Raw genomic sequence first — 25,624 nt, 5'->3', positions numbered from 1 at the left:
GCAGGGTCGGCCCCGGGTAGGAGTCGGTTCGGGCGTCCCGGCCACAATGGGGGCATGGGCAGCGACGACGTGACGTTCTACGACGAGATCGGTGGCTTCGAGACCTTCCGCCGCATCGTCGGCCGGTTCTACGAGGGCGTCGCCACCGACCCGCTGCTGCGGCCGATGTATCCCGAGGAGGACCTCGGGCCCGCGACCGAACGCTTCACGCTGTTCCTGGTGCAGTACTGGGGTGGCCCCACGACCTACTCCGACAACCGTGGCCACCCTCGTCTTCGCATGCGGCACGCGCCGTTCACGGTGACACCGGCCGCGGCCGAGCGCTGGCTGGTGCACTTCCGGGCCGGTCTCGACTCCGTCGAGCTGACACCAGAACAGGACCAGCGGTTCTGGGACTACGTGACACACGCAGCCCAGTTCATGGTCAACTCGCTCGAGTGAGCTCGCGCCGTAGCAGCTCGCGATAGGCCTCCGGGGCCGGGGCCGCGGTCTGCTTCTCCTGGTCGAAGGTCACCATCACGACCCGGGCCCGGCTCAACACCCGCTCGCCGTCGAGGATCTCCGACTCGACGACGAACGACGAGTTCCCGACGTGTGAGATACGGGAGCGGACGTCGTACGCCTCGGGGCGGAAGAGGATCGGGGTCTTGTAGGTGACGTTCATCTGGGCCAGCACCATCGGCACCCGGGTGGTGCCCTCGCTGACGCCCTCCCAGATCTGCATCATGTAGGCGATGCGGGCCTCCTGGAAGTACTCGAAGTACTTCACGTTGTTGACGTGGCCGTAGACGTCGACGTCGGAGAAGCGCACCCGCAGGGGATAGTGCCCACCACCCACCGCGGGAGCCGGCGTCAGCGGCGCGGTCGGCGGCAGCGGGCTGTCCTCGAGGAACCGGGTCAGGGTCGCGCGCTCGTCGGCCGAGATGCGGCGCGGCCGTTCCTCGGCGAAGACGAACGGGGTGAGCACCGAGGTCGCCTGCAGGTAGACCACCCGGCCCTCGGGAGTCTCGTCGTACACCTCGTAGGCCATCGTGAACGTGGCCGCCCTGATCTCGCTGACCCAGCTCTCGATCTTGACCGGCTCGGCACGGAAGGTGAGCGGGCGGGTGTACTTCACGTCGTGGCTGACCACGACCACGCCCTCGGCCAGGTCGTTGGCGCGACTGTCGGGGGCGTGCGTCAGCAGCATGTCGATGCGCGCCTCCTGGAGGTAGTCGACGTACGTCACGTTGTTGACGTGACCGAGCAGGTCGAGGTCGGCCCAGCGGATGGGGCACTCGTAGACATGGCGCACGCCGTCAGTCTCCCAGAGGGATGCGGGCCCGGCTGATGGGACCTCCTCCCCGGACAGACGTCGGACCGGATTACTCTGGCCGGAGTAGCACGACCCCTTCACCCCTGATCGGAGAAACATGCCCGAGGCAGTCATCGTTTCCGTTGCTCGCTCCCCCATCGGGCGAGCCAACAAGGGCTCGCTCAAGGACTTCCGTCCCGACGATCTCACCGCACTGATCGTCAAGACGGCGCTGGACAAGATCCCTGCCCTCGACCGCAACACGGTCGACGACCTCTACCTCGGCTGCGGTCTCCCCGGTGGCGAGATGGGCAACAACATGGGGCGCATCGTCAACGTGCTCAACGACATGGACCAGGTGCCGGGCGCAACGATCACCCGCTACTGCGCTTCGTCGGTGCAGACCACCCGGATGGCGTTCCACGCGATCAAGGCCGGCGAGGGTGACGTGTTCATCTCGGCCGGCGTCGAGACGGTGTCGCGCTTCAAGAACGGCACCTCCGACCACATCCCGAACACCCGCAACGCGGTCTTCGACGACGCCATCGCGCGCACCGACAAGTACGCCGAGGGCGGCCAGGACTGGCACGACCCGCGCGAGGACGGCCTGCTCCCCGACGCCTACATCGCCATGGGCCAGACCGCGGAGAACGTCGCCCGGCTGCGCGGTCTTGACCGCAAGGAGCTCGACGAGTTCGGCGTCCGCTCGCAGAACCTGGCCGAGAAGGCGATCAACGACGGCTTCTGGGCCCGCGAGATCACCCCGGTCACCACGCCCGACGGCACCGTGGTCTCCACCGACGACGGTCCCCGGGCCGGCGTCACGTACGACGCGATCTCGCAGCTGCAGCCGGTCTTCCGGCCCGACGGCGTGGTCACGGCCGGCAACTGCTGTGCCCTCAACGACGGCGCCGCGGCCGTGGTGATCATGTCCGACACCAAGGCCGCCGAGCTCGGTCTCACCCCGCTGGCGCGCATCGTGTCGACCGGCGTCTCGGGCCTCTCCCCCGAGATCATGGGCCTCGGCCCGGTCGAGGCGACCAAGCGCGCCCTGGCCAACGCCAACATGAGCATCGGCGACATCGACCTCGTCGAGATCAACGAGGCGTTCGCCGCCCAGGTCGTGCCGTCGTACCAGGACCTCGGCATCGACATCGACCGGCTCAACGTCAACGGTGGCGCGATCGCGGTCGGCCACCCGTTCGGCATGACCGGCGCGCGCCTGCAGAACACGATGATCAACTCGCTGGACTGGCACGACAAGTCCACCGGCCTGATCACCATGTGCGTCGGTGGCGGCCAGGGCATGGCGCTGATCCTCGAGCGCGTCTGAGCTCCACACCGCCTGCACGAAGGCCCCCGGGACACTCCCGGGGGCCTTCGTCATTCGCGACATCGCATGTTCGGGGGTCCCGCACGTCTAGACTGCCCCGCATGACGGACAGCATCTCGGACGCTGCCGCCGCGAAGACTCGTTGGCTCGATCCTGATCAACAACGTGCGTGGCGTGCATACATGGTGGGGACCACCCTGCTCACGGACCGCCTCGACGACGAGCTTCGTGACGCCTTCGGCATCGGCCTGAACGAGTACGAAGTGCTGGTGCGCCTCTCCGAGCGCGAGGACCACTCCCTGCGGATGTCCGCGCTGGCGGACGCCATGCGGTTCAGCCGGAGCCGGGTCACCCACACCATCAAGCGCATGGAGGCCGCCGGCTGGGTGCGCCGCAGCGAGGCCACCGACGACGGGCGCGGCATCTTCGCGCACCTCACCGAGACCGGTTTCGCCCTGCTGGTCAGGGCCGCCCCGATCCACGTGGCCGGCGTCCGCGCCCACCTGGTCGACCTCGTCGCGGCCGACGACTTCGCCGCGATGGGCCGGGTCATGGACGCGGTCGTCGACCAGCTGGCCGAGGACCACCCCGAGGCCGATCTCCGCACCCCCGGCAGCTGAGCGGCCTCGTGGGCGCTCGCGGAGCGACCACGATCGTGCACAGGGGGTGTCTAGACACACGAGAACGCGAAGAAGCGACCCGGACCATGCAGGTGCACGGTCCGGGTCGCTTCACGTCGTACGGCGGGTGCCGCCGTCCGAGTCAGTCGCGGGTGAGGCGGCGGTGCGTGACGCGGTGCGGACGGGCCGCGTCGGCGCCGAGGCGCTCGATCTTGTTCTCCTCGTAGGAGGCGAAGTTGCCCTCGAACCAGAACCACTTGGCCGGGTCCTCCTCGTCGCCCTCCCACGCCAGGATGTGGGTGGCGACACGGTCGAGGAACCACCGGTCGTGCGAGGTGACCACGGCGCAGCCGGGGAAGTCGAGGATCGCGTCCTCGAGTGACGACAGGGTCTCGACGTCCAGGTCGTTGGTGGGCTCGTCGAGGAGCAGCAGGTTGCCGCCCATCTTCAGGGTCAGCGCCAGGTTGAGGCGGTTGCGCTCACCACCGGAGAGCACGCCGGCCTTCTTCTGCTGGTCGGGGCCCTTGAAGCCGAACGACGCGACGTAGGCCCGCGAGTTCATCTCGAAGTTGGCGACCTTGATGAAGTCGAGCCCGTCGGAGACGACCTCCCACACGTTCTTGTTGGGGTCGATGCCGCCGCGGCTCTGGTCGACGTACGACAGCTTCACCGTCTGGCCGACCTTGAGCTCGCCCTCGTCGGGCTGCTCGCCGCCGGTGATCATGCGGAACAGCGTGGTCTTGCCGACGCCGTTCGGGCCGATGACGCCGACGATGCCCGCGCGGGGCAACGTGAACGACAGGTCGTGGAACAGGGTGCGGTCGTCGAAGCCCTTGGCCAGGTCATGGGTCTCGAGCACGATGTCGCCGAGTCGTGGGCCTGCCGGGATGTTGATCTCGGACGTGTCGATCTTGCGCATCCGGTCGGCTTCCTTGGCCATCTCCTCATAGCGCGCGAGACGCGAGCGGCTCTTGGTCTGCCGGGCCTTGGCGTTGGAGCGGACCCACTCGAGCTCCTTCTCCAGCATCTTGGCGCGCTTGGCGTCCTTCTGGCCCTCGATCTTGAGCCGGGACTGTTTGGTCTCGAGGTACGTCGTGTAGTTGCCCTCGTAGGGGTGGGCCTGGCCGCGGTCGAGCTCGAGGATCCAGGTTGCGACGTTGTCGAGGAAGTACCGGTCGTGGGTGACCGCCAGGACGGCGCCCGGGTAGTCCTTGAGGTGGTTCTCGAGCCACTGCACGGACTCGGCGTCAAGGTGGTTGGTGGGCTCGTCGAGGAGCAGCAGGTTGGGCTGCTGGAGCAGCAGCTTGCAGAGGGCGACCCGGCGACGCTCGCCACCGGAGAGGTTGTCGACGATCGCGTCCGGCGGCGGGCAGCGCAGTGCGTCCATGGCCTGCTCGAGGCGGCTGTCGAGGTCCCACACGTTGGCGGCGTCGAGCTCGCTCTGGAGGTCGCCGGCCTCCGCGTTGATCTTGTCGAGGTCGGCGTCGGGGTCACCCATGGCCATGTAGAGCGCGTCGAGGCGTGCCATCTTGGCCTTGGTCTCGGCGACGGCCTCCTCGACGTTCTCGAGGACGGTCTTGCCCTCGGACAGCGGCGGCTCCTGCTGGAGCATGCCGACGGTCGCGCCGGGGGTCAGGATGGCGTCGCCGTTGTTGGCCTTGTCGAGCCCGGCCATGATCTTCAGCAGGGACGACTTGCCGGTGCCGTTGGGCCCGACGACGCCGATCTTCGCGTCGGGGAGGAACGAGAGGGTGACGTTCTCGAGGACAACCTTGTCGCCGTGCGCCTTGCGGACGTTACGCAGTGTGAAGACATACTCAGCCATGGGCGCGAGCCTACGGTGCGCGGGCGGTCCGGCTCCAACCGGTGCCCGCCGAGGAACCTGTCTGAGACCAATCGTCCGGTGAGGGCGTCTTGAGGGTGACGGTCCCAACGGGGGACCGAACGGACAAGGAGGCGCAGGCGTGAAGGACCCACGGGGGAACGATCGCGACTACTCGGAGTTCGTCGCCGCACGGTCGAACCAGCTCTACCGGCACGCCTACCTGCTCACCACCTCGCCGCACGGTGCCGAGGATCTCCTGCAGATCGCCCTCGCCAAGGCGTACGTCGCCTGGTCGCGGGTGACCCGTGCCGATGACCCGGTGGCCTACGTGCACGGCATCGTCACCAAGTCGTTCCTCTCCGAACGGCGTCGGCGCAGCAGCACGGAGCTCACGCTCGCCGAGCTGCCCGACCGTGGAGCGACCGACGCGGACCCGGCCCAACGCCTGGCCCTGATGCAGGCACTGGGCACGCTCGGGCGACTCGACCGGGCCGTCGTGGTGCTGCGCTACTGGGAGGACCTGAGCCTGCGCGAGACCGCGCACCAGCTCGGGATCAGCGAGCCGGCGGTGAAGAACCGCAGCCTGCGCGCGCTCCGCTCCCTGCGGGAGCTGCTGGGTGAACCTGCCGCCCTGTCCGATTCAGCGAATGGAGACCAGCGATGAACCTGGAACCGCACCACGACGACTGGGCAGACCACGACGAGCATGCAGTGCGCGACGTGCTGCACTCCTCGATGAACGACGTCTCGGCACCCCTCGGTGTCGAGGTCGGCGCCCGCCGGCTCGGACGCCGGATGCGGACGCGTCGGCGCCTCGGAGGAATCGCGGCCGGCGGCGTGGCAGCAGCCGCCCTGGCGATCGGCGTACCCATGGTGATCGGCGGCGGCAACGACGTCGACGAGCGCCCCGACAACAGCGCCGTCGCCACCGAGCCCTCCTCGTCGCCCAGCGAGGACGGCACGCAGCGCGACCCGGACGCCCCCGCCTGGTGGAGCATGCCGGCCGGCGAGATGGCCGAGACACTCGCCGACCTCCTCCCCGCCGGCGTGACGCTCAGCGACCCGGTGACCACCAACACCGACCGTGCACCAGGTGAGCCACTGGCCGAGATGGAGGGCTATCTGGTCGCCACGCTCACCACCGAGGACGGGCCCGGCAAGGTCAACCTGGTGCTCACCGGCGACCAGTCCGAGTCGGCATCGTCCACCGAGGGCGAAGACGGGGGCAGCGTGCCGTCGACGCTCAACGAGTCCGACGAGGTCGAGTCACCGGAGGGCGAACCCGACGAGGTCGAGTCGCCGGAGGGCGAACCCGAGGAGGTCTCCGGTCCGGCAGGGACGTCCCACTACGACTGCAGCCCGGAATCTGACACGGACCCGAAGCACTGCACCGTGATCCGCGACGGCGACGGCCGCGTGATCGGGCGCATCCTCGACACCACGGCCGACGGCGTGCGAGACCTGTCGATCACCTTGGTCGCCCCGGACAACGGCACGGTGATGATCAACGTGGCCAACACCCTGTCCGAGAAGTGGCCCTACGGTGCGACGCCCACGGCTCCCGACGTGGCCCTCACGCTGGCACAGTTGAGGACCATCGCCGAGAACCCGGTCTGGACGTCGTACCGACCCTGACCCCGGTCGCCCGGAGCAGCACCGGGAGTCGGTCGCCCGTCAGGCGGCCGGCTCCTCGGTGCGCTCGCGGGCCATGAAGTCGTCGATCGTCTCGCCGTTGCTGCTGATCTGGGGCCCACCGACGCCGAAGCCGGCGTTGTGCTCGGCGATGACCTGCGGGTCGATGCCCTCACCCGAGCCGCCCTCACTCTTGGTGAACGAGGCCGTGCCCTTGTTGAAGTCGTGGCCCACCGAGATCGCCTCCACCACGTGGTTGACGTGTTCGTTGCCCTGCTCGTCCTTCCAGATCTGGGCGGTGAGTCGGCCGTGCACCACCACGGCGTGGCCGGAGGCCAGCGACTCCGCGCAGTTGATGCCGAGGGTGCGCCAGGCATTCACGGTGTACCAGTTGGTCGGCGAGTCGACCCAGGCCGACTGCGGCTTGTTGTAGCGCCGCGGCGTGGAGGCGACCCGGAAGGTGGCCAACGGTGCGCCGCCCGCGTCACGGAAGTTCACCTCCGTGCCGACCCAGCCCTGGAAGGTGATCATCGTTTCGTTCATGTCGTGCGTCCTTGTCTCTCGATCGGTTTCGATGGGACAAGACTGCGGAGCCGGTACGACGAACGCCGGCCCGAGCAGCACGCACTGTGGAGAACCCGCACACGAACCGACATGTGTGCGAAAACCGGTCGCCCACCGCCGAACTGGCGACAGGTCGACCCGAATTCACGACGGGTCGACCCGAACTCGCGACAGGTCGACCCGAACTCCCGACAGGTCAGCGCAGGGCGGTGGCGAGACCTTCGCGGACCCGGCCGTAGGCGTCGAGCTCGCCCTCGATCGGCTGGATCACGAGGTTCTGGCTGATCCCGCGGATCTGCCCGCGCAGACCCTTGTCGGCGGCGCGCGCCCGCGACCGCGCGGTCAGTGAGACCAGCACCTTGCAGAACAGGGCCAGCACGATGCCGAGCAGCACTCCCCCGATCAGCATCAGCGTCGGGATCGGGAAGCCGGCCAGGTCGGGCGTCGGCGGCTCGGGCATGCGCAGGTAGGCCATCACGGCCAGCACGCCGAGCCAGATGCCCCCGGCGAGCGCAGTGAGGATCAGCAGCCACTGCAGCACCCGGACGGTGCTGGCCCACCACGGCAGCTTCGCGACGCCGAGGTCGGTGCCGGCCAGCGCAGTGTCGAGCTCGTCGCCGATGCGCTCGTTGTTGGACACCGAGGCGTTGCGGACCGCGGTGCGCCACGGCTCGGTCAGCCCGGAGCCCACCTCGTCAGCGACACCACGCACGGCCGCATCGACCCGGGCCCGCTGCACCTTGGTGGCCTGCGGGATCGAGGTGCGCGAGGCCCTGGTCAGCGCCCGCCCCTCCTTGCCGAGGTCGAGGTGCAGCCGCTTGAGCGGGTCGGGCTTGAGCTTCGAGATCCAGGAGGTGACCGGCCAGCCGGTGGCCCGTCCGGCGCGGATCCGGGTGGAGGACTCCACTGCGTCGACCACGATCGGCACACCGGCCGCGTCGGCGAAGGCGTTCTCCAGCTCGGCGACGCGCTCCTTGGTCGGAGAGGCGGCACGGCCGGTGCCGGAGGCCGCGGAGAGGCTCTCGGCGACGGCCTTCACGTCGGCTTCCAGCCGCGACTTGGTGGCCTTCTTCCCGGCCACCCGCTTGGCGAGCTCGTCCTTGAGCGCGTTGAGTCCGAGGTCCTCGCGTGCGCTGATCGGGAGCACCTTCACCTCGCCGAGGCCGTCGGCGTCCAGCAGCCGGCGTACGTCGGCGACCATCGCGTCACGACGGTCGGGGGCGACGGTGTCGATGTGGTTGAGCACCACGATCATGATGCCCGCGTGGCCGGCCAGCGGCTTGAGGTAGCGGTCGTGCACCGCGGCGTCGGCGTACTTCTGCGGGTCGAGCACCCACACGAGCACGTCGGCCAGCTTGACCAGCCGGTCGACCTCGAGGTGGTGGGAGACCTCGGTGGAGTCGTGGTCGGGCAGGTCGAGCAGCACGGTGCCGTTGAGGCGCCTGTCCTCGCGACCCGTGTCGAGCATGGAGTCGCGGGTGACCTGGTGCCGGGAGGGGATGCCGAGCCACTCCAGCAGCTCCTCGGCGCCGTCGCGGCCCCACACGCAGGCAGTGGCCCACGACGTCGTGGGTCGGCGTACGCCGACCGCGGAGAGCTCGAGCCCGGTGAGTGCGTTGAAGGTCGAGGACTTGCCCGACCCGGTCGCACCGGCCAGCGCGATGACGGTGTGCTCGGCGGAGAGCCGCAGGCGGCTGCTCGCGCGGTCCACCACGGCCTGGCCCTCGTCGACGAGGGCGTCGTCGAGCCGGCCGCGTGCCTGCTGCACGGCGGCCTCGAGCCCGGCGACGCGAGCTCCCAGATCGGATCCCCTGGAGACCAGCTTCTTGGCCCCTTCGAGCAACGACGTCATCTTCTCCCTCGGAGATTCACATGGGCTTGTGGCGAAACTCTATGCAACGGCTGGTGCTCAGGCCGAATGGTCGCCGCCCCCGGGGCGTTCACGGTTCGCGAATCGCTCGTCGGTGACCCTGCGGGCGGCCTTGCGCAGCCGCTCCGGCCCGTCGGCGTCGACCCCGAGCGCGTCGACGAGTGTCGTGAACCGCGCACGCTCGGTGGCCAGCAACGCGTCCACCCGCCGGGTCAGGTCGCGACGGGCCCGCTCGGCCAGCTCGCGGACCGCCTGGTCGCCGAACACCGCCTCGAGCAGCTTCTGCCCGATCACCGCACTGCCCCCCGCGATGCCGGCCTCGGCACCGGTCACGCCGGCGGTGTGGGCAAAGACGATCACCATCAGGGCAACCGAGAGGCCGTTGACGCCGTAGGCCAGGAACCGGGCGGTGCCCCGCTTGTCGGCGCCCTCGCTGCGCACCATGTCGAGCACGTCCTGCTGCCACTCGCGCACGGCCCGCTCGGCGTCGCGCCGGAACTCGCGTGACGCCCGGCCGAGGTCGACGGAGCCACCGGCCAGCAGGGCCTTGCCCTGGGCGGTCGAACGCCAGGCCCCGGCGGCACGTTCGGCCGCGGCCTCGGCGTGCTCGAGCAGCAGCGTCTCGAGGCCGGACTCGACCGCGACGGTGACCCGCTCGGCCTGGTGCGGCTTGCCCTTCACGGCGGCGACCACACGGTCGCGCACGCGTCCGACCCGGGACTCCAGGGAACGCAGCAGCTCTCCGGTGCCGACGAACTCCTGCCACCGGGCCAGCACTTCGCCGCGCAGCAGGGTGCCGTCGGCACTGGCGCTGGCGATCGCCTCGGCCGCGTCGTCGTACGCCGTGTCGACATCGGCGCGCAGGGATGCGGTGGCCGCCACCTGCTCGTCCAGGGCGTCGGCGACGGCGTACGCCCGCGACGACACGGAGCGGATGGCGCCCTCGAGGGTCTGCTTGACCACGGCAGCCCGCGCGTCGGCGTCGGCGGCCAGCGACTCGAGCCAGCCCCTGATGTCCTTCACCGCGGCGGCGGGCAGCAGGCCCTGGTCGTCGACGGTGCCCTCGGTGACCACGAACAGCGGCGAGTCCTTGAGCCCTCGGCTGGCCAGCATGCGGGCCAGGTGGGCGGCAACGGTCTCGATGGCGTCGGCGGGAGTGCGGTCGAGGACGATCGCGACCGCGGTGCTGCGGTCGGCTGCCTGCTTGAGGAACTCCCACGGCACCTGGTCGGCGTACCGCGCGGCGGAGGTGACGAAGAGCCAGAGGTCGGCGGCGGCCAGCAGCTGCGCGGCCAGGGTGCGGTTGCGCTCCTCGACGGAGTCGATGTCGGGTGCGTCGAGCACGGCCAGCCCGGCCGGCACGGAGTCGGCCGGCACCAGCTGCAGGGCCGACGGGTCACCGGTGGCCCGCTCGGTGCGCTCGAGGTCGGGAAGGATGCGGTCCTGGCCGAACCAGTGCGCGTCCTCGGGGTTGTGCACGAGGACGGGAGACCGCGTCGTCGGGCGGAGCACGCCGGGCTCGGTCACCCGGGTGCCGACCAGCGAGTTCACCAGCGTCGACTTGCCGGCGCCCGTCGAGCCACCGACCACGGTCAGCAGGGGCGCGTCGATCGTCATCAACCGCGGGATGACGTAGTCCTCGAGCTGGTCGACCATCTCGGTGCGAGCGGCACGCTGCTCGTCCACCCCGGGTACGTCGAGCGGGAGCGGCGACTCCTGGAGCGCGCCGCGCAGTCGCACGAGCGCGGTGAGCATCGTCGTGGAGCCACTCATCGGTGACGGCCTCCTGCAGGAATGGGCGTGGGGAACGCGATCAGGGGCCGAACCGCGTGCATGCGCTCCACGAACGCCTGTCCCCGCTGGGCAAAGTTGCGGGGCGCCGTGCCCCGGAGCACGCGATGGTGAAGGTACCCCAGTTCGACTGCCGCCTGCTGATAGTCCCTCATCGCCTGCGCGCCGCGGGCACCGCCTCGGGCCCGGGCGAAGGCGCGGGCCTGGCGTCGGGCGCGCAGGTCGACGACGTGCGGGATGTCCTGCGGCGCGATCAGGCCGCGGGCCGCGGCGTCCTGGAGTGCCCGGGCGAGCAGGTCGCGCTCACGGGTTCGGGTCCACACCGCGAGCACCACCAGCAGCACGAACACCGGGATCATCACCAGCAGGTAGACCCCGAAGAAGCCGGCGCCGTTGGCCAGCAGCGTCGAGCCGTTCCAGGCAGCGTGCAGCCCGACCGCGAGGGCGTAGCCGACGACCGGGCCGAGGATGCGGACGGCGGTCGACCGGCTCGAGACCGCCAACCCGATGCCGATGCCGGTCATCGCGGTGAACAGCGGGTGGGCGAACGGGCTGACGATGCAGCGGACCACGAAGGTCGCGCCGAGTCCTGGCAGTCCGCCGGGGGCGCCGCCCTCGGTGCCGTTGTAGGCCGCGGTCAGATAGAGGATGTTCTCGGTGAACGCGAAGCCGATGCCGACCATGCCGGCGTAGACGATGCCGTCGAGGATGCCGTCGAACTCCTGGCGGCGCCAGACCAGCAGGAGCACCAGGAACAGTCCCTTGGTGAACTCCTCGGACAGCGGCGCGACGATCGCCAAGGATGCTTCGTTGGACCAGCCGCCCACGAAACCGCCGACACCCTGCACCACCAGGGCCAGGAACGTCGCGACGAAGGCACCCCAGGCCAGGCCGAGCGCGAGCAGCGTCTTCGGCTCCGGTTCGTAGCGGTCGAGCCACAGGTAGCAGGCGATCAGCGGCCCGACCGGGACCAGGGCGAAGATCGCCGCGAGTACCACCGAGGGGCCTTCTCCGGACAGCGCTGTCACCAACGCGATCGGGATCGCCGCCAGCGCCGCGATCAACGAGACCACGATGGTGAAGACGAGGCTCTCGTGGCGGCGTACAGGCATGGGGGGAAGCGTATCTGCTCGCGTGGCGGGTGAGTCGTATGGTGGAGTCGTGAGCGAGATCGAGAACACACACCCCGAGTCCTCTGACCATTCGGCAACACCCCAGCCGAAGACCGAGTCCCACGACCAGGCCGTCCCGGAGGCGTGGTCCGCCTTCATGCGCCAGGGCTGGGCAGACCGCGAGTCCGACGTACCCCCGCATCCCGTGACGGCGCCCGCCGCGGCCCGCCGCCAGCGCCTGTCCGACGCGTTCCCCGGTGAGCGCCTGGTGATCCCGGCCGGCAACTACAAGGTGCGCGCCAACGACACCGACTACCGGTTCCGCCCCGACACGGCGCACACCTACTTCTCCGGCAACCAGACCTCCGACGCGGTGCTCGTCGTCGAGAGTGGCGAGGCAACCCTGTATGCCCGGCCGCGCTCGGGCCGCGACACGGACGAGTTCTTCCGTGACCGCCAGTACGGCGCACTCTGGGCCGGCCGGCGTGCCTCGCTGAGCGAGATCTCCGCGTCCCTCGGCGTGACCACCAAGCACATCGACGACCTGCCGGCGGCGCTGTCCGGCACCGGGAAGACCCGCGTGCTGCGCGGCATCGACCGCACGGTCGACGGCCTCGTCACCGGCGACGAGGAGCGCGACCGCGACTTCGCCCGCGTCGCCTCCGAGATGCGACTGGTCAAGGACGAATGGGAGCTCGGCGAGCTGGCCGAGGCGTGCGACATCACCACGCTCGGCTTCGAGGACTCCGTCCGTGACTGGGACAACGTCCTGAAGTACGGCGAGCGCTGGATCGAGGGCACGTTCTTCCGCCGGGCGCGCGCGATGGGCAACGACATCGGCTACGACTCCATCGTCGGCGGCGGCAGCCACGCCACGACCCTGCACTGGATCGAGAACTCCGGCCCGGTCACGCCCGGCGAGATGCTGCTGCTCGACATGGGCGTCGAGGGCACCAACCTCTACACCGCCGACGTCACCCGCACGATCCCGGTCGACGGCACCTTCACCCCGTTGCAGCGCGACCTCTACGACCTCGTCCACACCGCGCAGGAGGCCGGCATCCAGGCCGTGCGCCCCGGCGTACCCTTCCTCGCCGCGCACCACGCCGCGATGGAGGTGCTGGCCACCGGGCTCGGCGACATGGGCCTGCTCCCGGTCTCCGTCGAGGAGGCGCTCGACCCCGAGTCGAAGGTCTACTCCCGTTGGACCCTCCACGGCACCAGCCACATGCTCGGCCTCGACGTGCACGACTGTGGCTCCGCGGCGCCGGAGGTCTACCCGAAGGGCGACCTGGCCGAGGGCATGGTGCTCACGGTCGAGCCGGGGCTCTACTTCCAGGAGGACGACCTGCTCGTCCCCGAGGAGCTGCGCGGCATCGGCATCCGCATCGAGGACGACATCGTGGTCACCGCCGACGGGTTCAAGAACCTGTCGGAGTCCCTGCCCCGCACGTCGTCCGACGTCGAGGCCTGGATGGCGCGACTGCAGGGCTGATGCGCTGGTTCGCGGCAATGCTGGCCGTCGCCGGGCTGACGCTGGTCACTCTGTCTGTGGGCGCGCTCGTCCCCGGCACGGCGCAGGCCGCCGACCGCTCGCCGTTGCCGGTCGGGACCCACTGGGACTACCAGCTCGGTGGCGCCCGGCCGGTGCCCGCGTCGGTCGGCGTCGTGCTGCGTGATCGCCGCGCGACGCCGGTCCGGGGCCGCTACAACATCTGCTACGTCAACGCGTTCCAGACCCAGCCCGACGAAGGACGGTTCTGGCGCACCCGCCAGCACCTGATCCTCAAGCGCGACGGTCGCCCGGTCGTCGACTCGGCCTGGGGCGAGAAGCTCCTCGACCTCCGTACACCGGCCAAGCGGCGCGCCCTCGCCCACATCGTGGGCGCGTGGATGTCCGGCTGCGCCCGGGCCGGCTTCGACGCCGTCGAGCTCGACAACCTCGACTCGTTCTCCCGCAGCCGACGACTCATCACGCCGCGCCAGACCAAGGCGTACGCCGCATTGCTGACGCGCCGGGCCCACCGGTCCGGGCTCTCGGTCGCCCAGAAGAACTGGCCGGCCCTCGACGGACGACGCATCGGCTTCGACTTCGCGGTCGCCGAGGAGTGCGCGCGCTGGCACGAGTGCGGCGCCTACGCGGCCCACTACGGACGCCGGGTCCTCGTCGTCGAATACCGCGACCGCGACTTCAGGCGGGCCTGTCGCAACCAGGGTGGCCGGCTCTCGGTGCTCCGCCGCGACCTGACACTGTCGCGCACCGGCGTACGGCGTTGGTGCTGAGCGGGCTCACCTGACTAGACGCGGCCGACCACGCACCACGTCGTACCCGTGATCTCGAGGTCGGTTGCCGGCATGAGGGATGCGGCGGCCTCACGCAGGGCTTGGCGCTTCTCCTCGTCGAGTCGCGCGTAGTGGTCGCCGACCGGTCCGGTGCCGTTCGTCATCGGTTCCCACCAGTCCTCGAACGTGGGCAGGTGCACGTGGATGGTGAGCTCCGACTCCACCCGGTCCTCGAAGCCGGCCTCCGCGAAGAGCTGGGCGAGGTGGCCGCGCCGGCAGCCGGGGATGTTCGCCTCGCTGGCACCCCCCGGCTCGACTCGCTCGGCGGCCCGCCAGTACGTCGTCAGCGGGGTCCGCTCGCCGGCGTGGTCCCAGGCGCAGGCCGCCACGACTCCCCCGGGTCTGGTCACCCGGGCCATCTCGCGCAGCCCGGCCACCGGGTCGGCCATGAACGGCACCACCAGCTGGGCCATCGCCACGTCGAACGTGTCGTCGTCGTACGGCAGCGCCTCGGCGGACCCCCGTCGTACGTCGACTTCTGGGAGGCGGTCGCGGAACGCGGCTACGAAAGACTCGGACGGGTCGATCGCGCAGACCGCCTCGGCGCCCAGCTCTCGCACCAGCACCGTGGTGAGCGCGCCGGGACCGCAGCCGACGTCGAGCGCGCGCTGGCCGGCGCGCACTCCCGCCGCACAGATGAACTCCTCGGCCATCGGCGTGGAGTAGCGGCCCATGAACCTGCCGTAGGCGTCGGCCCCGACCTCGAATCCCATGCCAGAACGCTAGTCCGCAGCGGCCGACCACGGCATCACCCGCATGGGTCAGAAGTGCGCCACTCGGCGCGATTTCGGAATTTCTATTCCAGATTGTGGAATTCTTGCTCGAATGTCACCCACGCACGAGCCGACGCGCCTACGGTCGTTCACATGCGCAGAGCAAAGATCGTCGCCACCCTCGGCCCGGCCACCTCGACCCCGGAGCAGATCGGCGCCCTCGTGGACGCCGGCATGGACGTCGCGCGCCTGAACATGAGCCACGGCACGCAGGCCGACCACGAGAAGTCCTACCTGATGGTGCGCGAGGCCGCCGAGGCCTCGGGCCGCGGCGTCGGCATCCTGGCCGACCTGCAGGGGCCCAAGATCCGCCTCGGCCTCGTGCCGGACGGCCCGATCCGGCTGGCCCAGGGTGACCCCTTCACGATCACCACGCGGGACGTCCCCGGAGACGCGCGCCTCTGCTCCACGACGTACGCCGGCCTGGCGGGCGACGTCTCCCCCGGCGAGCGCATCCTGATCGACGACGGACGGGTCACCCTCGAGGTCACCGCCGTCGAGGAGACCGAGGTGCACACCGAGGTCGTCGTCGCCGGGCCGATCAGCAACCACAAGGGCATCAACCTCCCGGGCGTCGCGGTGTCGGTGCCGGCCCTGTCCGAGAAGGACAAGGACGACCTGCGCTTCGCCCTGCACCTGGGCGTCGACCACATCGCGCTGTCGTTCGTGCGCTCGGCCCAGGACGCCGAGGACGTCCGCGCGATCATGCGCGAGGAGGGCATCGTCCGCCCCGTCATCGCGAAGATCGAGAAGCCCCAGGCCATCGACAACCTCGACGAGGTGATCAAGGCCTTCGACGCCTTCATGGTCGCCCGTGGCGACCTCGGCGTGGAGTGCCCACTGGAGGACGTGCCGTTCCTGCAGAAGCAGGTGATCGAGAAGGCCCGCCGCAACGCGAAGCCGGTCATCGTGGCGACCCAGATGCTCGAGTCGATGATCTCGGCACCGCAACCCACCCGGGCCGAGGCCAGCGACGTCGCCAACGCCGTGCTCGACGGCGCGGACGCCGTGATGCTCTCCGGCGAGACCAGCGTGGGCGACCACGCCGTCGCCGCTGTCGCCACGATGGCCCGGATCATCGAGTCCACCGAGGACCACGGGCTGGCCCGGATGGCCGCGATCGACTGGCAGCCGCGGACCAAGGGCGGCGTGATCGCCAAGGCTGCCGCCGAGGTCGCCGACCGGCTGGGCGCCCGCTACCTGGTCGCGTTCACCACCACGGGGGACTCGGCCCGGCGCCTCTCGCGCTACCGCAGCCGGATCCCCGTGCTCGCCTTCACACCGGTCCCCCTGGTCCGCTCGCACCTGAGCCTTTCCTGGGGCGTCGAGACGTTCGTCAGCGCCGAGGTCGAGAACACCGACGCCATGGTGCTGCAGATCGACGAGGCCCTGCTCGCCTCCGGTCGGGTCGCCGCGGGTGAGCTGGTGGTGCTGATCGCCGGCACGCCGCCCGGCACCCCCGGCTCGACCAACGCGCTCCACGTGCACCGGGTCGGCGACGCGTTCAACGCCGTGGCGCCGGCGTACCGCCGAAGGGCCTGACGAGAGGCAAGACACCCCAACCGCGGTGCGACGAGGTCCGGTGACCACTGCGTCTGCCGGGCCGACCGGCTCGTTCTGCCCTGGGTGGTTGAGGCCAATCGGCCCAGCAGACCCAGCGTGCGACGAACTTCTCGCCGCCCCGGACAACCGGAACAGCACAGCACGGCGCCTGACGGCCGCTGCGGACGAGCTGTTCAGCCGCGACCGGCGTAGGGCATGCCCGTCGCGAGGATCGTCATGGCGGGCACGCTGACTCCCAGTGGGAGCCGCGCCATCGCGACGACGGCATCCGCCACGTGGCGGGGGTCGAACGTCGGCTCGGTCTGCCCGAAGCCCGAGGTCATCTCGGTCGCGGCATTGCCGATGTCGATCTGACCGACCGCGATGTCGTGGGCGCGCCCATCCAGGGCCAGCGCCTTCGTCAGGCCGGTCATCGCGTGCTTGGTGGAGGTGTACGCCGCACTCCCCGGCCGCGGCGTGTGTGCGGAGATCGACCCGTTGTTGATGATCCGGCCGCCTCGCGGGTCCTGGCGCTTCATCTGCCCGAAGGCCGCACGGGCACAGAGGAAAGCGCCGGTCAGGTTGACCGAGACGGTGTCGAGCCAGTCGTCCACGGCGATCTCGTCGACCTCGCCCTTCGGGCCGAAGGTGCCGGCATTGTTGACGAGCACGTCGACCCGACCCCAGGCGTCGACCACCGCGGCGAAGGCCGTGTCGACACTCGAGGGCACCGTGACGTCGGTCGGCAGCACGAGGGCGTCAGAGATCGACTCGGCGGTCTCCTCGAGCGCGTCGGCACGACGACCCAGCAGGGCGACCGAGAAGCCGGCCCCGGCCAGGCCGTGCGCGATGACACGACCCAGGCCGGAGCCGGCTCCGGTGACGACAGCTACAGGCATCAGAGGACCAACGCCGTCACACGAACTGACGGCTCAGCTTGGCGTGCCGGTTGACGTCCTTGTAGAGCAGGTAGCGGAACCGACCGGGCCCGCCGGCGTAGCAGGCCTGCGGGCAGAAGGCGCGCAGCCACATGAAGTCGCCCTCCTGCACCTCGACCCAGTCGTTGTTCAACAGGTACATCGCCTTGCCCTCGAGCACGTAGAGCCCGTGCTCCATGACATGGGTCTCCGGGAACGGGATCGAGCCGCCCGGCTCGAAGTTGACGATGTTGACGTGCATGTCGTGGCGGACGTCGGTCGGGTCGGCGAACCGCTGGGTCGACCACGCACCGTTGGTGCCGGGCATCTCGCCGGCCTCGACGTCGACCTCGTTGGTCACGAACGCCTCGGGCACGTCGATGCCGTCGACGAACTGGTAGGCCTTGCGGATCCAGTGGAAGGTGGCGGTGGCGTCGCTGGTGTTGTGCAGGGTCCAGGCCGAGCCGGGCGGCAGGAACGCGTAGCCACCGGGCCCGAGGTCGTGCTTCTCCCCCTCGAGGTCGAGGACCAGGTCGCCCTCGACCACGAAGACCACGCCCTCCGCGCCCTCGTCGAGCTCCGGCTTGTCGCTGCCACCTCCCGGCGAGACCTCGACGATGTACTGCGAGAACGTCTCGGAGAAGCCGGACAGCGGCCGGGCGATCACCCAGAGCCGGGTGTTGTCCCAGAACGGCAGGTTGCTGGTCACGATGTCGCGCATCGTGCCGCGCGGGAGGACGGCGTACGCCTCGGTGAAGGTCGCCCGGTCGGTGGTGAGCTCGCTCTGGGCCGGGTGCCCGCCCTTCGGGGCGTAGTAGCGCGGCGATGCTGGGGTGGTCATGCTCCTCCTCGGGTCAGCAGGCGGCCCTGGGGCTCGGCCTGCTCGGTGATGTCGATGCGCCGACCGCGCAGCCAGGTGCTGCGGACGACACCGGCCAGCGGGCGACCGGCGTACGGCGTGATGGCGTTCTTGTGGTGCAGCTTGTCGACGTCGACGACGAACGCGTCGTCCGGCGCGAAGACGGCGAAGTCGGCGTCGTAGCCGATCTCGATCCGGCCCTTGCTCCGCAGGCCCGCCTGCCGGGCCGGGGCCTGGCACATCCAGCGGGCCACGTCGACCAGGGTGAAGCCGCGACGGCGGGCCTCGGTCCAGACCGCCGACAGGCCGAGCTGGAGCGAGGAGATCCCGCCCCAGGCGACTCCGAAGTCGCCCGTGTCGAGGCACTTGAGGTCGACCGTTGACGGCGAGTGGTCGGTCACGACCATGTCGATCACGCCCTCGCGCAGACCCTCCCAGAGCAGCTCGCGGTTGGCCGCCTCGCGGATCGGCGGGCAGCACTTGAACTGCGTGGCGCCGTCGGGGACCTCCTCGGACGAGAAGGTCAGGTAGTGCGGGCAGGTCTCGGCGGTGATCTGGACGCCCTCGCGTCGCGCGCTGGCCAGCATCGGCAGCACGTCGGAGCTCGACACGTGCAGGATGTGCACCCGGCAACCGGTCCAGCGGGCCAGCTCGATCACCTGCGCGACGGCGAGGTTCTCCGCGCCACGCGGTCGGCTGTGCAGGAAGTCGTCGTACGTCTCGCCGTGGGCGGTCGGCGCCCGCTCGATCGCGTGGGTGTCCTCTGCGTGCACGATCATCAGCCCGTCGAAGGAGCGAAGCTCGCGCATCGCCTCCTCGAGCTGGTCGGGGTCGAGGTGCGGGAACTCGTCGACGCCCGAGTGCAGCAGGAAGCACTTGAAGCCGAACACGCCGGCGTCGTGGAGCGGCCTCAGGTCGGGCACGTTGCCTGGGATGGCGCCACCCCAGAAGCCGACGTCGACGAAGGCCTGGCTCTCGGCTGTCTTGCGCTTGAGCTCGAGGGCCGGGACGTCGCAGGTCGGCGGAATGCTGTTGAGCGGCATGTCGACGATCGTGGTGACGCCGCCGGCGGCCGCAGCCCTGGTGGCGGACGTGAAGCCCTCCCACTCGGTGCGCCCCGGATCGTTCACGTGCACGTGCGAGTCGACCAGGCCGGGCATCAGCACCTCGTCGTCGGCCAGCTCGAGGAGCTCGGCACCGTCGAGCTCGGAGTCGAGCGGCTCGATCGCGACGATCCTGCCGTCCTTGACGCCGATGAGACGGCCCACCTCCCCAGACGTGCTCACCACACGACTGGCACGGATCACCAGGTCGCAGGGCTCGTTGACCTGTGCTTCGACTTCTGTACTCATCAAGACCTCACTGTAGTTCCAGAGATGCGTCGTGGATCCCCGAAACCGGGGTGCGCTGTCGCCCCAGACCGATGACCTCAGCCTCGACCACGTCGCCGTCCCGGAGATAAGGCTTGGGCTCAGGGCGGCCGGCGGCGACTCCCCCGGGGGTTCCGGTCAGCACCAGATCCCCCGGCTCGAGGGTCATCAGGGTCGAGACGTAGGCCAGCAGCTCGCCGACGCCGTACGCCATCAAGGAGGTGGTGCCGGACTGGCGCACCTCGTCGTTGACCGTGAGGGTCAGCGTCAGCGCCTGCGGGTCGCCCACCTCGTCGGGCGTCACCAGCCACGGCCCGATCGGGGTGAAGGTGTCCGCGCACTTGCCCTTGGCCCAGGTCGGCCCCGCGGCGATGCGCGAGCGTTCGGAGACGTCGTCGGCCGTGACGTAGCCGCCGACCGAGGCGAGCGCGGCGGAGGGGTCGTGACAGCGCGACAGGCGAGCGCCCATCACCACCCCGAGCTCGACCTCGTGGTCGGTCGTGGTGCTGCCCGCGGGCAAGGCGATCGTGTCAGCCGGGCCGCACACCGAGGTCCCCGGCTTGAGGAACACCACCGGCTCGTCCGGGATCGACGCGCCGGTCTCGAGGGCGTGGTCCTTGTAGTTCAGCCCGATCCCGACCACCTTGCCTGGACGGGCCACGGGTGCGCCCAGCCTGAGTCCGGGGGGCAGGACCGGCAGCGCGCAGGCGTGCACCGCCTGTCGCGTGGCCGCCATCCGCACCGGATCGGTGAGCAGCCGGGCGTCGATGTCGTCGGCGACCGAGCTCAGGTCCCGCAGCAGGCCGCTCGCGTCGAGGGCTGCCGGGCGCTCGCGGCCGATCGCGCCGACCCGGAGCAGCTTCATGCCTCACCGCCGTCGGCGATGATGAAAGGGGGTGCTTGGTCAGCACTCATGGGGTCTCCTCAGTTCATGGCGAGTGGGTGTCGCCGCAAGTTCGTCGCGACACACGACGAGCTTCCGGTGGTCCCCACCAGGTGGGTCTCAGCGATCTGCTGGCCCAGTCGTTCGAGCAGGGGGACGCCGTCGCTCATGCAGCGACTGACGTCGGGTTCGAGATCGGTGAGGGCGTACGCCGCCTCGATGCCGGCCGTGTTCAACCGCGCGGCATCGAGCCGGTTGACGCCACACACGGCGACGACCGCGATGCCCAACGCCCCGGCGGCCTCGGCCACTCCCGCGGGTGCCTTGCCGTGCAGGGTCTGGGCATCCAGGGCGCCCTCGCCGGTGATCACCAGGTCGACGCCGGCCAGCCGTTCGTGGAAGCCGACGAGATCGAGCACCAGGTCGATGCCGGGCCGGAGCTCGGCGCCGAGCAGGGCCAGGGCGGCGAAGCCCACACCACCGGCGGCCCCGGCTCCGGCGGCCTCCCGGAGGTCGGTGCCGGTGGTGGTGGCCACGACGTCGGCCCAGTGGCTGAGCGCGTCGTCGAGGTCGACCACCTGGCCGGGACCGGCTCCCTTCTGCGGGCCGTAGGTCGCGGCCGCGCCGACGGGCCCGGTGAGCGGGTTGTCCACGTCGCAGGCGACCACGAACTCCACTCCGTGGGTCCGCGCGCGCAGGTCGGCGAGGTCGAGCGACTCGAGATCGGCGAGGGCCGCTCCCCCGGAGCCGATCGGCCGACCGGCGCCGTCCAGGAGGCGGGCGCCCAGGCCCTGCAACAGCCCGGCGCCCCCGTCCGTGCTGGCGCTGCCACCGATGCCGACCACGATGCGTCGGCAGCCGTCGGCGATCGCGGCGGCGATGACCTGACCGGCGCCCAGGGTGCCGGCCGTCATGGGGGCCTGGTCCGACGGCAGCCGGACCAGGCCGGACACGTCGGCCAGCTCGACGACGGCCACGTCGTCGCGGCGCGCGTAGGCCGTGTCGACCGGCTCACCGGTCGGGCCGGTGGCGGTCACCGGGACGTTCGCGAAACCGGCCGCGAGCGCGGCCGCCAGGGTCCCGTCTCCCCCGTCCGCGACCGGCACGGAGTCGACGTCGACGTCCGGCCGGGCACGACGTACGCCGGAGCCCACCGCCGCCGCAACCTCGGCGGCGGTGAGCGACCCCTTGAACTTGTCGGAGGCGATCAGGACCCTGGGCATCGAGAGTCCACTCAGTCCAGCGGAGTGATCGCGGTGGGCGCGTGCTCGCCGCGTTCGGCCAGCTCCTCGAACTCGACGACGTTGTCGATCTCGAGCCCCATGGACACGTTCGTGATGCGCTCCATGATGACCTCGACCACGACCGGGACCTCGAACTCGACCATCAGCTTCTTGGCCTGTTCGAGCGCCGGCAGGATCTCGTCGGGCTCGAAGACGCGGATCGCCTTGCAGCCCAGGCCCTCGGCGACCTTGACGTGGTCGACGCCGTAGCCGTTGAGCTCGGGACTGTTGACGTTCTCGAACGACAGCTGGACGTGGTAGTCCATCTCGAAGCCACGCTGTGCCTGACGGATCAGGCCCAGGTAGGAGTTGTTCACCACGACGTGGATGTAGGGCAGGTGGAACTGCGCACCGACCGCGAGCTCCTCGATCAGGAACTGGAAGTCGTAGTCGCCGGACAGCGCGACCACGGTGGCCTCGGGGTCGGCGGCCGCGACGCCGAGGGCGGCGGGCACGGTCCAGCCCAGGGGGCCGGCCTGGCCGGCGTTGATCCAGTTGCGCGGCTTGTAGACGTGGAGCAGCTGCGCGGCCTGGATCTGGGACAGGCCGATCGTGGAGACGTAGCGGGTCTCGGGACCGAAGGCCTTGTTCATGTCCTGGTAGACACGTTGCGGCTTGACCGGCACGTTCTCGAAGTCGGTCCTGCGCTGCAGCGTCCGCTTGCGCTCGGCACACTCGCCGGCCCAGGTGGTGCGGTCGGCCAGCTTGCCCTGTGCCGCCCACTCCTTCGCCACCTCGACGAAGACCTCGAGCGCGGCCCTGGCGTCGGAGACGATGCCGTAGTCGGCCCCGAAGACGCGACCGATCTGGGTCGGGTCGATGTCGACGTGCACGAACGTGCGGCCCTGCGTGTAGGTTTCGACGCTGCCGGTGTGGCGATTGGCCCACCGGTTGCCGATGCCGATCACGAAGTCGCTGGCCAGCATGGTCGCGTTGCCGTAGCGGTGCGAGGTCTGCAGGCCGACCATGCCCGCGGTCAGCGGGTGGTCGTCGGGGATCGTGCCCCAGCCCATCAGGGTCGGCACGACCGGCACACCGGTGGTCTCGGCGAACTCGACCAGCAGGTCGGACGCGTCGGCGTTGATGATGCCGCCGCCGGCGACGATCAACGGGCGTTCGGCCGCGTTGAGCATGGCCAGTGCCTTCTCGGCCTGGGCGCGGGTCGCCGCGGGGCGACTGACCGGGAGCGGTTCGTAGGTGTCGATGTCGAAGTCGATCTCGGCCATCTGGACGTCGATCGGCAGGTCGACCAGGACCGGGCCCGGACGTCCTTCGCGCATGATCTGGAACGCCTTCTGGAAGGTGCCCGGCACCTGCGCGGCCTCCATCACGGTGACCGCCCATTTCGAGACCGGCTTGGCGATGGAGGCGATGTCGACGGCCTGGAAGTCCTCCTTGTGCAGCTTCGCGACCGGCGCCTGTCCGGTGATGCAGAGGATCGGAATCGAGTCGGCGGACGCGGAGTAGAGGCCGGTGATCATGTCGGTGCCGGCCGGGCCCGACGTACCGATGCAGACTCCGATGTTTCCGGCCGCGGCCCGGGTGTAGCCCTCGGCCATGTGCGAGGCGGCCTCGACGTGGCGGGCCAGCACGTGCTTGAGCCCGCCGTGTGCGCGCAGGGCGCTGTAGAACGGGTTGATCGCGGCGCCGGGCAGGCCGAACAGCTGGTTGGCCCCTTCCTTCTCCAGGATCAGGACGGCGGCGTCGACCGCGCGCATGCGTGCCATGTCAGTTCTCCTTCTGGGTGGTCGAGGTCTCGGTGCCGCTGAGGCGCTCGACGCCTCGCAGCAGGCCGGAGTGGTCCAGAGCGCCGTCGCCGTTGGCGAGGGCGCTGCCCATCAGCTGGGCGACGAGCGAGCCGAGGGGTACGACGACACCGGCCTCGCGGGCGGCGCTGGTGACGATGCCCATGTCCTTGTGGTGCAGGGCGATCCGGAAGCCGGGCTCGAAGGAGCGGGACAGCATGTTCTCCTTCTTCTGGTCCAGCACCTTGGAGCCGGCCAGCCCACCGCCGAGCACCTCGAGGGCGGCCTTGGTGTCGACCCCGTAGGCCTCGAGGAAGACCACGGCCTCCGACAGTGCCTGGATGTTGGCGGCGACGATGAGCTGGTTGGCCGCCTTGACGGTCTGGCCGGAGCCGCTCGGGCCGACGTGGACGATGGTCTTGCCGACCGCGTCGAAGACCGGCTTGGCGGCCTCGAAGTCGTCGGCCGCACCGCCGACCATGATCGACAGGGCGGCGTTGACCGCGCCGGCCTCGCCACCGGACACCGGTGCGTCGACGAGCCGGAACCCGTTGTCCTGCGCCTGCTTCGCGAGCTCGACGGTGACGTCGGGGCGGATGCTGGAGAAGTCGATGATCAGCGCCCCCGCCTTGGCGCTGGCAAAGACGTTGCCGTCGCCGGCGAGCACGTCGGTGACGTCCGGCGAGTCCGGAACCATCACGCACACGATGTCGGCGTCGCGCACGGCGTCGGCGATCGACTCCGCGGTGCGGCCGCCGGCGTCGACGAGCGGCTTGGCCTTGTCCGGGGTGCGGTTGTAACCCGCGACCGAGTGGCCGGCGTTGGCCAGGTGGACGGCCATGGGGCTGCCCATGATGCCGAGTCCGATGAAGGCGATGTTCGTCATTGGTGTGGCTCCTCTTCGTTTCAGTGGGCGGCGGCGGCCGACGTACGGCGCTCGCGGGAAAGCCAGTCGAAGCTGTCGACCGAGGTGGTGGACGGCTTGTACTCGAGGCCGACCCAGCCGGTGTAGCCGCCGGCCTCGAGGGCGGCGAGCTGGCGCATCAGCGGAAGGTCGCCGGTGCCCGGCTCGTTGCGGCCGGGTGCGTCGGCGATCTGCACGTGGGCGACCCGGTCGACGTGGTCGGCGATCACCCGGTCGACGTCGTCGCCGTTGACGGCCAGGTGGTAGAGGTCGGCAAGCAGGCCGACGTTGGTGACGTCGTGGCGCGTGCGGACCCGGTCGATGACCGCGAGGGCGTCGACGGCCGTCTTCAGCGGGTACGTCGGGGTGCCGCTGACCGGCTCGACCAGGACGGTGCCGCCGATGCGGTCCGCGGCACGGGCCGCGAGTGCGAGGCTCTCGGCGCCGATCTCGTCCTGCTCGTCGGCGGAGACCCCGTCGACGCGGTTGCCGTAGAGGGCGTTGAAGGCCCTGCAGCCGAGTCGCTCGCCGATGCCGACGGTGACGTCGATGTTGTCGCGGAACTCCGCGGAGCGGGCCGGCCACGAGACCAGGCCGCGGTCGCCGCCGGGCATGTCGCCGGCGAAGAAGTTGAGACCGACGAGCTGCACGCCGGCGTCCTGGATCGCACCGACGAAGGCGTCGACGTCCCGGTCCGCGGGCACGGCCTCGGCGAAGGGCCANCCAGAACTCGACCGCGTCGAAGCCGGCCGCCCTGACCGCGGCGGGGCGCTCGAGCAGGGGAAGGTCGGTGAACAGGATCGAGCAGTTCACCTCGTAGCGCAGGGTGTGGTCCATGAGGGGNCCAGAACTCGACCGCGTCGAAGCCGGCCGCCCTGACCGCGGCGGGGCGCTCGAGCAGGGGAAGTTCGGTGAACAGGATCGAGCAGTTCACCTCGTAGCGCAGGGTGTGGTCCATGAGGGT

The 25,624-nt window shown here is 70.3% G+C and carries 23 protein-coding genes; 8 read left to right on the top strand and 15 right to left on the bottom strand.

Annotated features, from left to right (window positions below; all coding sequences use genetic code 11):
• The first annotated feature begins 54 nt into the window (after positions 1-54).
• On the top strand, positions 55-441 hold the full coding sequence (locus tag ASD66_RS22125; RefSeq protein ID WP_056892250.1) for a globin: 387 nt from the start codon (positions 55-57) through the stop codon (positions 439-441).
• On the opposite strand, the gene ASD66_RS22120 is transcribed toward ASD66_RS22125, so the two are convergent.
• The gene (locus ASD66_RS22120; protein WP_056892249.1) at positions 425-1,294 is read right to left on the bottom strand and encodes an acyl-CoA thioesterase; all 870 of its coding nucleotides are present in this window, start codon (positions 1,292-1,294) and stop codon (positions 425-427) included. The genes ASD66_RS22125 and ASD66_RS22120 overlap by 17 nt on opposite strands.
• A 118-nt stretch (positions 1,295-1,412) precedes the next feature.
• On the opposite strand from ASD66_RS22120, the gene ASD66_RS22115 reads away from it, so the two are divergent.
• Together ASD66_RS22115 and ASD66_RS22110 are read left to right on the top strand one after the other, a co-directional pair.
• A complete protein-coding gene (locus ASD66_RS22115; RefSeq protein ID WP_056675729.1) occupies positions 1,413-2,627 on the top strand; it encodes an acetyl-CoA C-acetyltransferase in 1,215 nt (404 codons plus the stop codon).
• Positions 2,628-2,728: 101 nt separating this feature from the next.
• Positions 2,729-3,247 carry a MarR family winged helix-turn-helix transcriptional regulator gene (locus ASD66_RS22110; protein WP_056892248.1) on the top strand — a complete coding sequence of 173 codons (519 nt, stop codon included), beginning with the start codon at positions 2,729-2,731 and terminating at the stop codon, positions 3,245-3,247.
• Between the two features lie 142 nt (positions 3,248-3,389).
• Here ASD66_RS22110 and ettA read toward each other — a convergent pair whose 3' ends face one another.
• Positions 3,390-5,072 (bottom strand): energy-dependent translational throttle protein EttA, encoded by a 1,683-nt coding sequence (gene ettA, locus ASD66_RS22105; protein WP_056892247.1) that lies wholly within the window; start codon positions 5,070-5,072, stop codon positions 3,390-3,392.
• Between the two features lie 139 nt (positions 5,073-5,211).
• On the opposite strand from ettA, the gene ASD66_RS22100 reads away from it, so the two are divergent.
• Together ASD66_RS22100 and ASD66_RS22095 are read left to right on the top strand one after the other, a co-directional pair.
• Positions 5,212-5,736, top strand: a complete 525-nt coding sequence (locus ASD66_RS22100; RefSeq protein ID WP_056892246.1) for a SigE family RNA polymerase sigma factor — start codon at positions 5,212-5,214, stop codon at positions 5,734-5,736.
• Positions 5,733-6,707, top strand: coding sequence for a hypothetical protein (locus ASD66_RS22095; protein ID WP_056892245.1), 975 nt, complete (start codon positions 5,733-5,735; stop codon positions 6,705-6,707). The genes ASD66_RS22100 and ASD66_RS22095 overlap by 4 nt, the downstream gene beginning before the upstream one ends.
• A gap of 39 nt (positions 6,708-6,746) precedes the next feature.
• Here ASD66_RS22095 and ASD66_RS22090 read toward each other — a convergent pair whose 3' ends face one another.
• From ASD66_RS22090 to ASD66_RS22075, 4 genes are all read right to left on the bottom strand, one after another.
• Positions 6,747-7,247, bottom strand: coding sequence for a single-stranded DNA-binding protein (locus ASD66_RS22090; RefSeq protein WP_056892244.1), 501 nt, complete (start codon positions 7,245-7,247; stop codon positions 6,747-6,749).
• A 217-nt stretch (positions 7,248-7,464) separates the two neighbouring features.
• Complete coding sequence (locus ASD66_RS22085; protein ID WP_056892243.1) at positions 7,465-9,120, bottom strand: GTPase family protein; 1,656 nt, start codon at positions 9,118-9,120, stop codon at positions 7,465-7,467.
• A gap of 57 nt (positions 9,121-9,177) precedes the next feature.
• Positions 9,178-10,911 carry a dynamin family protein gene (locus tag ASD66_RS22080; RefSeq protein WP_235530197.1) on the bottom strand — a complete coding sequence of 578 codons (1,734 nt, stop codon included), beginning with the start codon at positions 10,909-10,911 and terminating at the stop codon, positions 9,178-9,180.
• Positions 10,908-12,041 (bottom strand): PrsW family intramembrane metalloprotease, encoded by a 1,134-nt coding sequence (locus ASD66_RS22075; RefSeq protein WP_056892242.1) that lies wholly within the window; start codon positions 12,039-12,041, stop codon positions 10,908-10,910. Before ASD66_RS22075 ends, ASD66_RS22080 begins: the two co-directional genes overlap by 4 nt.
• Before the next feature lie 49 nt (positions 12,042-12,090).
• Here ASD66_RS22075 and ASD66_RS22070 point away from each other — a divergent pair, with 49 nt between their 5' ends.
• Both ASD66_RS22070 and ASD66_RS22065 read left to right on the top strand, forming a co-directional pair.
• Positions 12,091-13,536, top strand: coding sequence for an aminopeptidase P family protein (locus ASD66_RS22070; protein WP_235530196.1), 1,446 nt, complete (start codon positions 12,091-12,093; stop codon positions 13,534-13,536).
• Positions 13,536-14,324, top strand: coding sequence for an endo alpha-1,4 polygalactosaminidase (locus tag ASD66_RS22065; protein WP_056892241.1), 789 nt, complete (start codon positions 13,536-13,538; stop codon positions 14,322-14,324). The genes ASD66_RS22070 and ASD66_RS22065 overlap by 1 nt, the downstream gene beginning before the upstream one ends.
• Positions 14,325-14,338: 14 nt before the next feature.
• Here ASD66_RS22065 and ASD66_RS22060 read toward each other — a convergent pair whose 3' ends face one another.
• The gene (locus ASD66_RS22060; RefSeq protein WP_056892240.1) at positions 14,339-15,097 is read right to left on the bottom strand and encodes a class I SAM-dependent methyltransferase; all 759 of its coding nucleotides are present in this window, start codon (positions 15,095-15,097) and stop codon (positions 14,339-14,341) included.
• Positions 15,098-15,250: 153 nt separating this feature from the next.
• Between ASD66_RS22060 and pyk the strand changes: the two genes are divergently transcribed.
• On the top strand, positions 15,251-16,699 hold the full coding sequence (gene pyk / locus ASD66_RS22055; protein WP_056892239.1) for a pyruvate kinase: 1,449 nt from the start codon (positions 15,251-15,253) through the stop codon (positions 16,697-16,699).
• 194 nt (positions 16,700-16,893) lie between these two features.
• Here the strand turns inward: pyk and ASD66_RS22050 are convergent, their stop codons facing one another.
• The 8 genes from ASD66_RS22050 to ASD66_RS22015 are packed head-to-tail and all read right to left on the bottom strand — an operon-like array spanning position 16,894 to position 25,310.
• Positions 16,894-17,598 (bottom strand): SDR family oxidoreductase, encoded by a 705-nt coding sequence (locus ASD66_RS22050; protein ID WP_056892238.1) that lies wholly within the window; start codon positions 17,596-17,598, stop codon positions 16,894-16,896.
• 16 nt (positions 17,599-17,614) lie between these two features.
• Complete coding sequence (locus ASD66_RS22045; protein WP_056892237.1) at positions 17,615-18,457, bottom strand: bifunctional allantoicase/(S)-ureidoglycine aminohydrolase; 843 nt, start codon at positions 18,455-18,457, stop codon at positions 17,615-17,617.
• A complete protein-coding gene (gene allB / locus ASD66_RS22040) occupies positions 18,454-19,827 on the bottom strand; it encodes an allantoinase AllB (protein WP_056892236.1) in 1,374 nt (457 codons plus the stop codon). The genes ASD66_RS22045 and allB overlap by 4 nt, the downstream gene beginning before the upstream one ends.
• A gap of 7 nt (positions 19,828-19,834) precedes the next feature.
• A complete protein-coding gene (locus tag ASD66_RS22035; protein ID WP_056892235.1) occupies positions 19,835-20,710 on the bottom strand; it encodes a fumarylacetoacetate hydrolase family protein in 876 nt (291 codons plus the stop codon).
• Positions 20,711-20,769: 59 nt separating this feature from the next.
• Entirely contained in the window at positions 20,770-21,951 is a 1,182-nt protein-coding gene (locus tag ASD66_RS22030) for a glycerate kinase (RefSeq protein WP_082599663.1), read from the bottom strand.
• A gap of 11 nt (positions 21,952-21,962) precedes the next feature.
• Positions 21,963-23,738, bottom strand: coding sequence for a glyoxylate carboligase (gene gcl, locus ASD66_RS22025; protein ID WP_056892234.1), 1,776 nt, complete (start codon positions 23,736-23,738; stop codon positions 21,963-21,965).
• A 1-nt stretch (position 23,739) separates the two neighbouring features.
• Positions 23,740-24,642: a 2-hydroxy-3-oxopropionate reductase gene (locus ASD66_RS22020; RefSeq protein ID WP_056892233.1), complete on the bottom strand. Its 903-nt coding sequence runs from the start codon at positions 24,640-24,642 to the stop codon at positions 23,740-23,742.
• A 20-nt stretch (positions 24,643-24,662) separates the two neighbouring features.
• The gene (locus tag ASD66_RS22015) at positions 24,663-25,310 is read right to left on the bottom strand and encodes a hydroxypyruvate isomerase family protein (RefSeq protein ID WP_235530226.1); all 648 of its coding nucleotides are present in this window, start codon (positions 25,308-25,310) and stop codon (positions 24,663-24,665) included.
• Positions 25,311-25,624: the final 314 nt, after the last annotated feature.

Source organism: Nocardioides sp. Root151 (genome assembly GCF_001427925.1).
GTDB lineage: Bacteria > Actinomycetota > Actinomycetes > Propionibacteriales > Nocardioidaceae > Nocardioides.
Note: the sequence above shows the minus strand (reverse complement) of the source record. Positions and strands in the feature narration are given on the sequence as shown.

Excerpts from the sequence above, each read along its gene's own strand:
- ASD66_RS22110 (WP_056892248.1), top strand. The coding sequence starts at position 2,729 with ATGACGGACAGCATCTCGGACGCTGCCGCCGCGAAGACTCGTTGGCTC.
- ASD66_RS22125 (WP_056892250.1), top strand. The coding sequence starts at position 55 with ATGGGCAGCGACGACGTGACGTTCTACGACGAGATCGGTGGCTTCGAG.
- gcl (WP_056892234.1), bottom strand. The coding sequence starts at position 23,738 with ATGGCACGCATGCGCGCGGTCGACGCCGCCGTCCTGATCCTGGAGAAG.
- ettA (WP_056892247.1), bottom strand. The coding sequence starts at position 5,072 with ATGGCTGAGTATGTCTTCACACTGCGTAACGTCCGCAAGGCGCACGGC.
- pyk (WP_056892239.1), top strand. The coding sequence starts at position 15,251 with ATGCGCAGAGCAAAGATCGTCGCCACCCTCGGCCCGGCCACCTCGACC.
- ASD66_RS22080 (WP_235530197.1), bottom strand. The coding sequence starts at position 10,911 with ATGAGTGGCTCCACGACGATGCTCACCGCGCTCGTGCGACTGCGCGGC.
- ASD66_RS22075 (WP_056892242.1), bottom strand. The coding sequence starts at position 12,041 with ATGCCTGTACGCCGCCACGAGAGCCTCGTCTTCACCATCGTGGTCTCG.
- ASD66_RS22060 (WP_056892240.1), bottom strand. The coding sequence starts at position 15,097 with ATGGGATTCGAGGTCGGGGCCGACGCCTACGGCAGGTTCATGGGCCGC.
- ASD66_RS22085 (WP_056892243.1), bottom strand. The coding sequence starts at position 9,120 with ATGACGTCGTTGCTCGAAGGGGCCAAGAAGCTGGTCTCCAGGGGATCC.
- ASD66_RS22050 (WP_056892238.1), bottom strand. The coding sequence starts at position 17,598 with ATGCCTGTAGCTGTCGTCACCGGAGCCGGCTCCGGCCTGGGTCGTGTC.
- ASD66_RS22020 (WP_056892233.1), bottom strand. The coding sequence starts at position 24,642 with ATGACGAACATCGCCTTCATCGGACTCGGCATCATGGGCAGCCCCATG.
- ASD66_RS22065 (WP_056892241.1), top strand. The coding sequence starts at position 13,536 with ATGCGCTGGTTCGCGGCAATGCTGGCCGTCGCCGGGCTGACGCTGGTC.
- ASD66_RS22115 (WP_056675729.1), top strand. The coding sequence starts at position 1,413 with ATGCCCGAGGCAGTCATCGTTTCCGTTGCTCGCTCCCCCATCGGGCGA.
- ASD66_RS22030 (WP_082599663.1), bottom strand. The coding sequence starts at position 21,951 with ATGCCCAGGGTCCTGATCGCCTCCGACAAGTTCAAGGGGTCGCTCACC.
- allB (WP_056892236.1), bottom strand. The coding sequence starts at position 19,827 with ATGAGTACAGAAGTCGAAGCACAGGTCAACGAGCCCTGCGACCTGGTG.
- ASD66_RS22095 (WP_056892245.1), top strand. The coding sequence starts at position 5,733 with ATGAACCTGGAACCGCACCACGACGACTGGGCAGACCACGACGAGCAT.
- ASD66_RS22045 (WP_056892237.1), bottom strand. The coding sequence starts at position 18,457 with ATGACCACCCCAGCATCGCCGCGCTACTACGCCCCGAAGGGCGGGCAC.
- ASD66_RS22035 (WP_056892235.1), bottom strand. The coding sequence starts at position 20,710 with ATGAAGCTGCTCCGGGTCGGCGCGATCGGCCGCGAGCGCCCGGCAGCC.
- ASD66_RS22090 (WP_056892244.1), bottom strand. The coding sequence starts at position 7,247 with ATGAACGAAACGATGATCACCTTCCAGGGCTGGGTCGGCACGGAGGTG.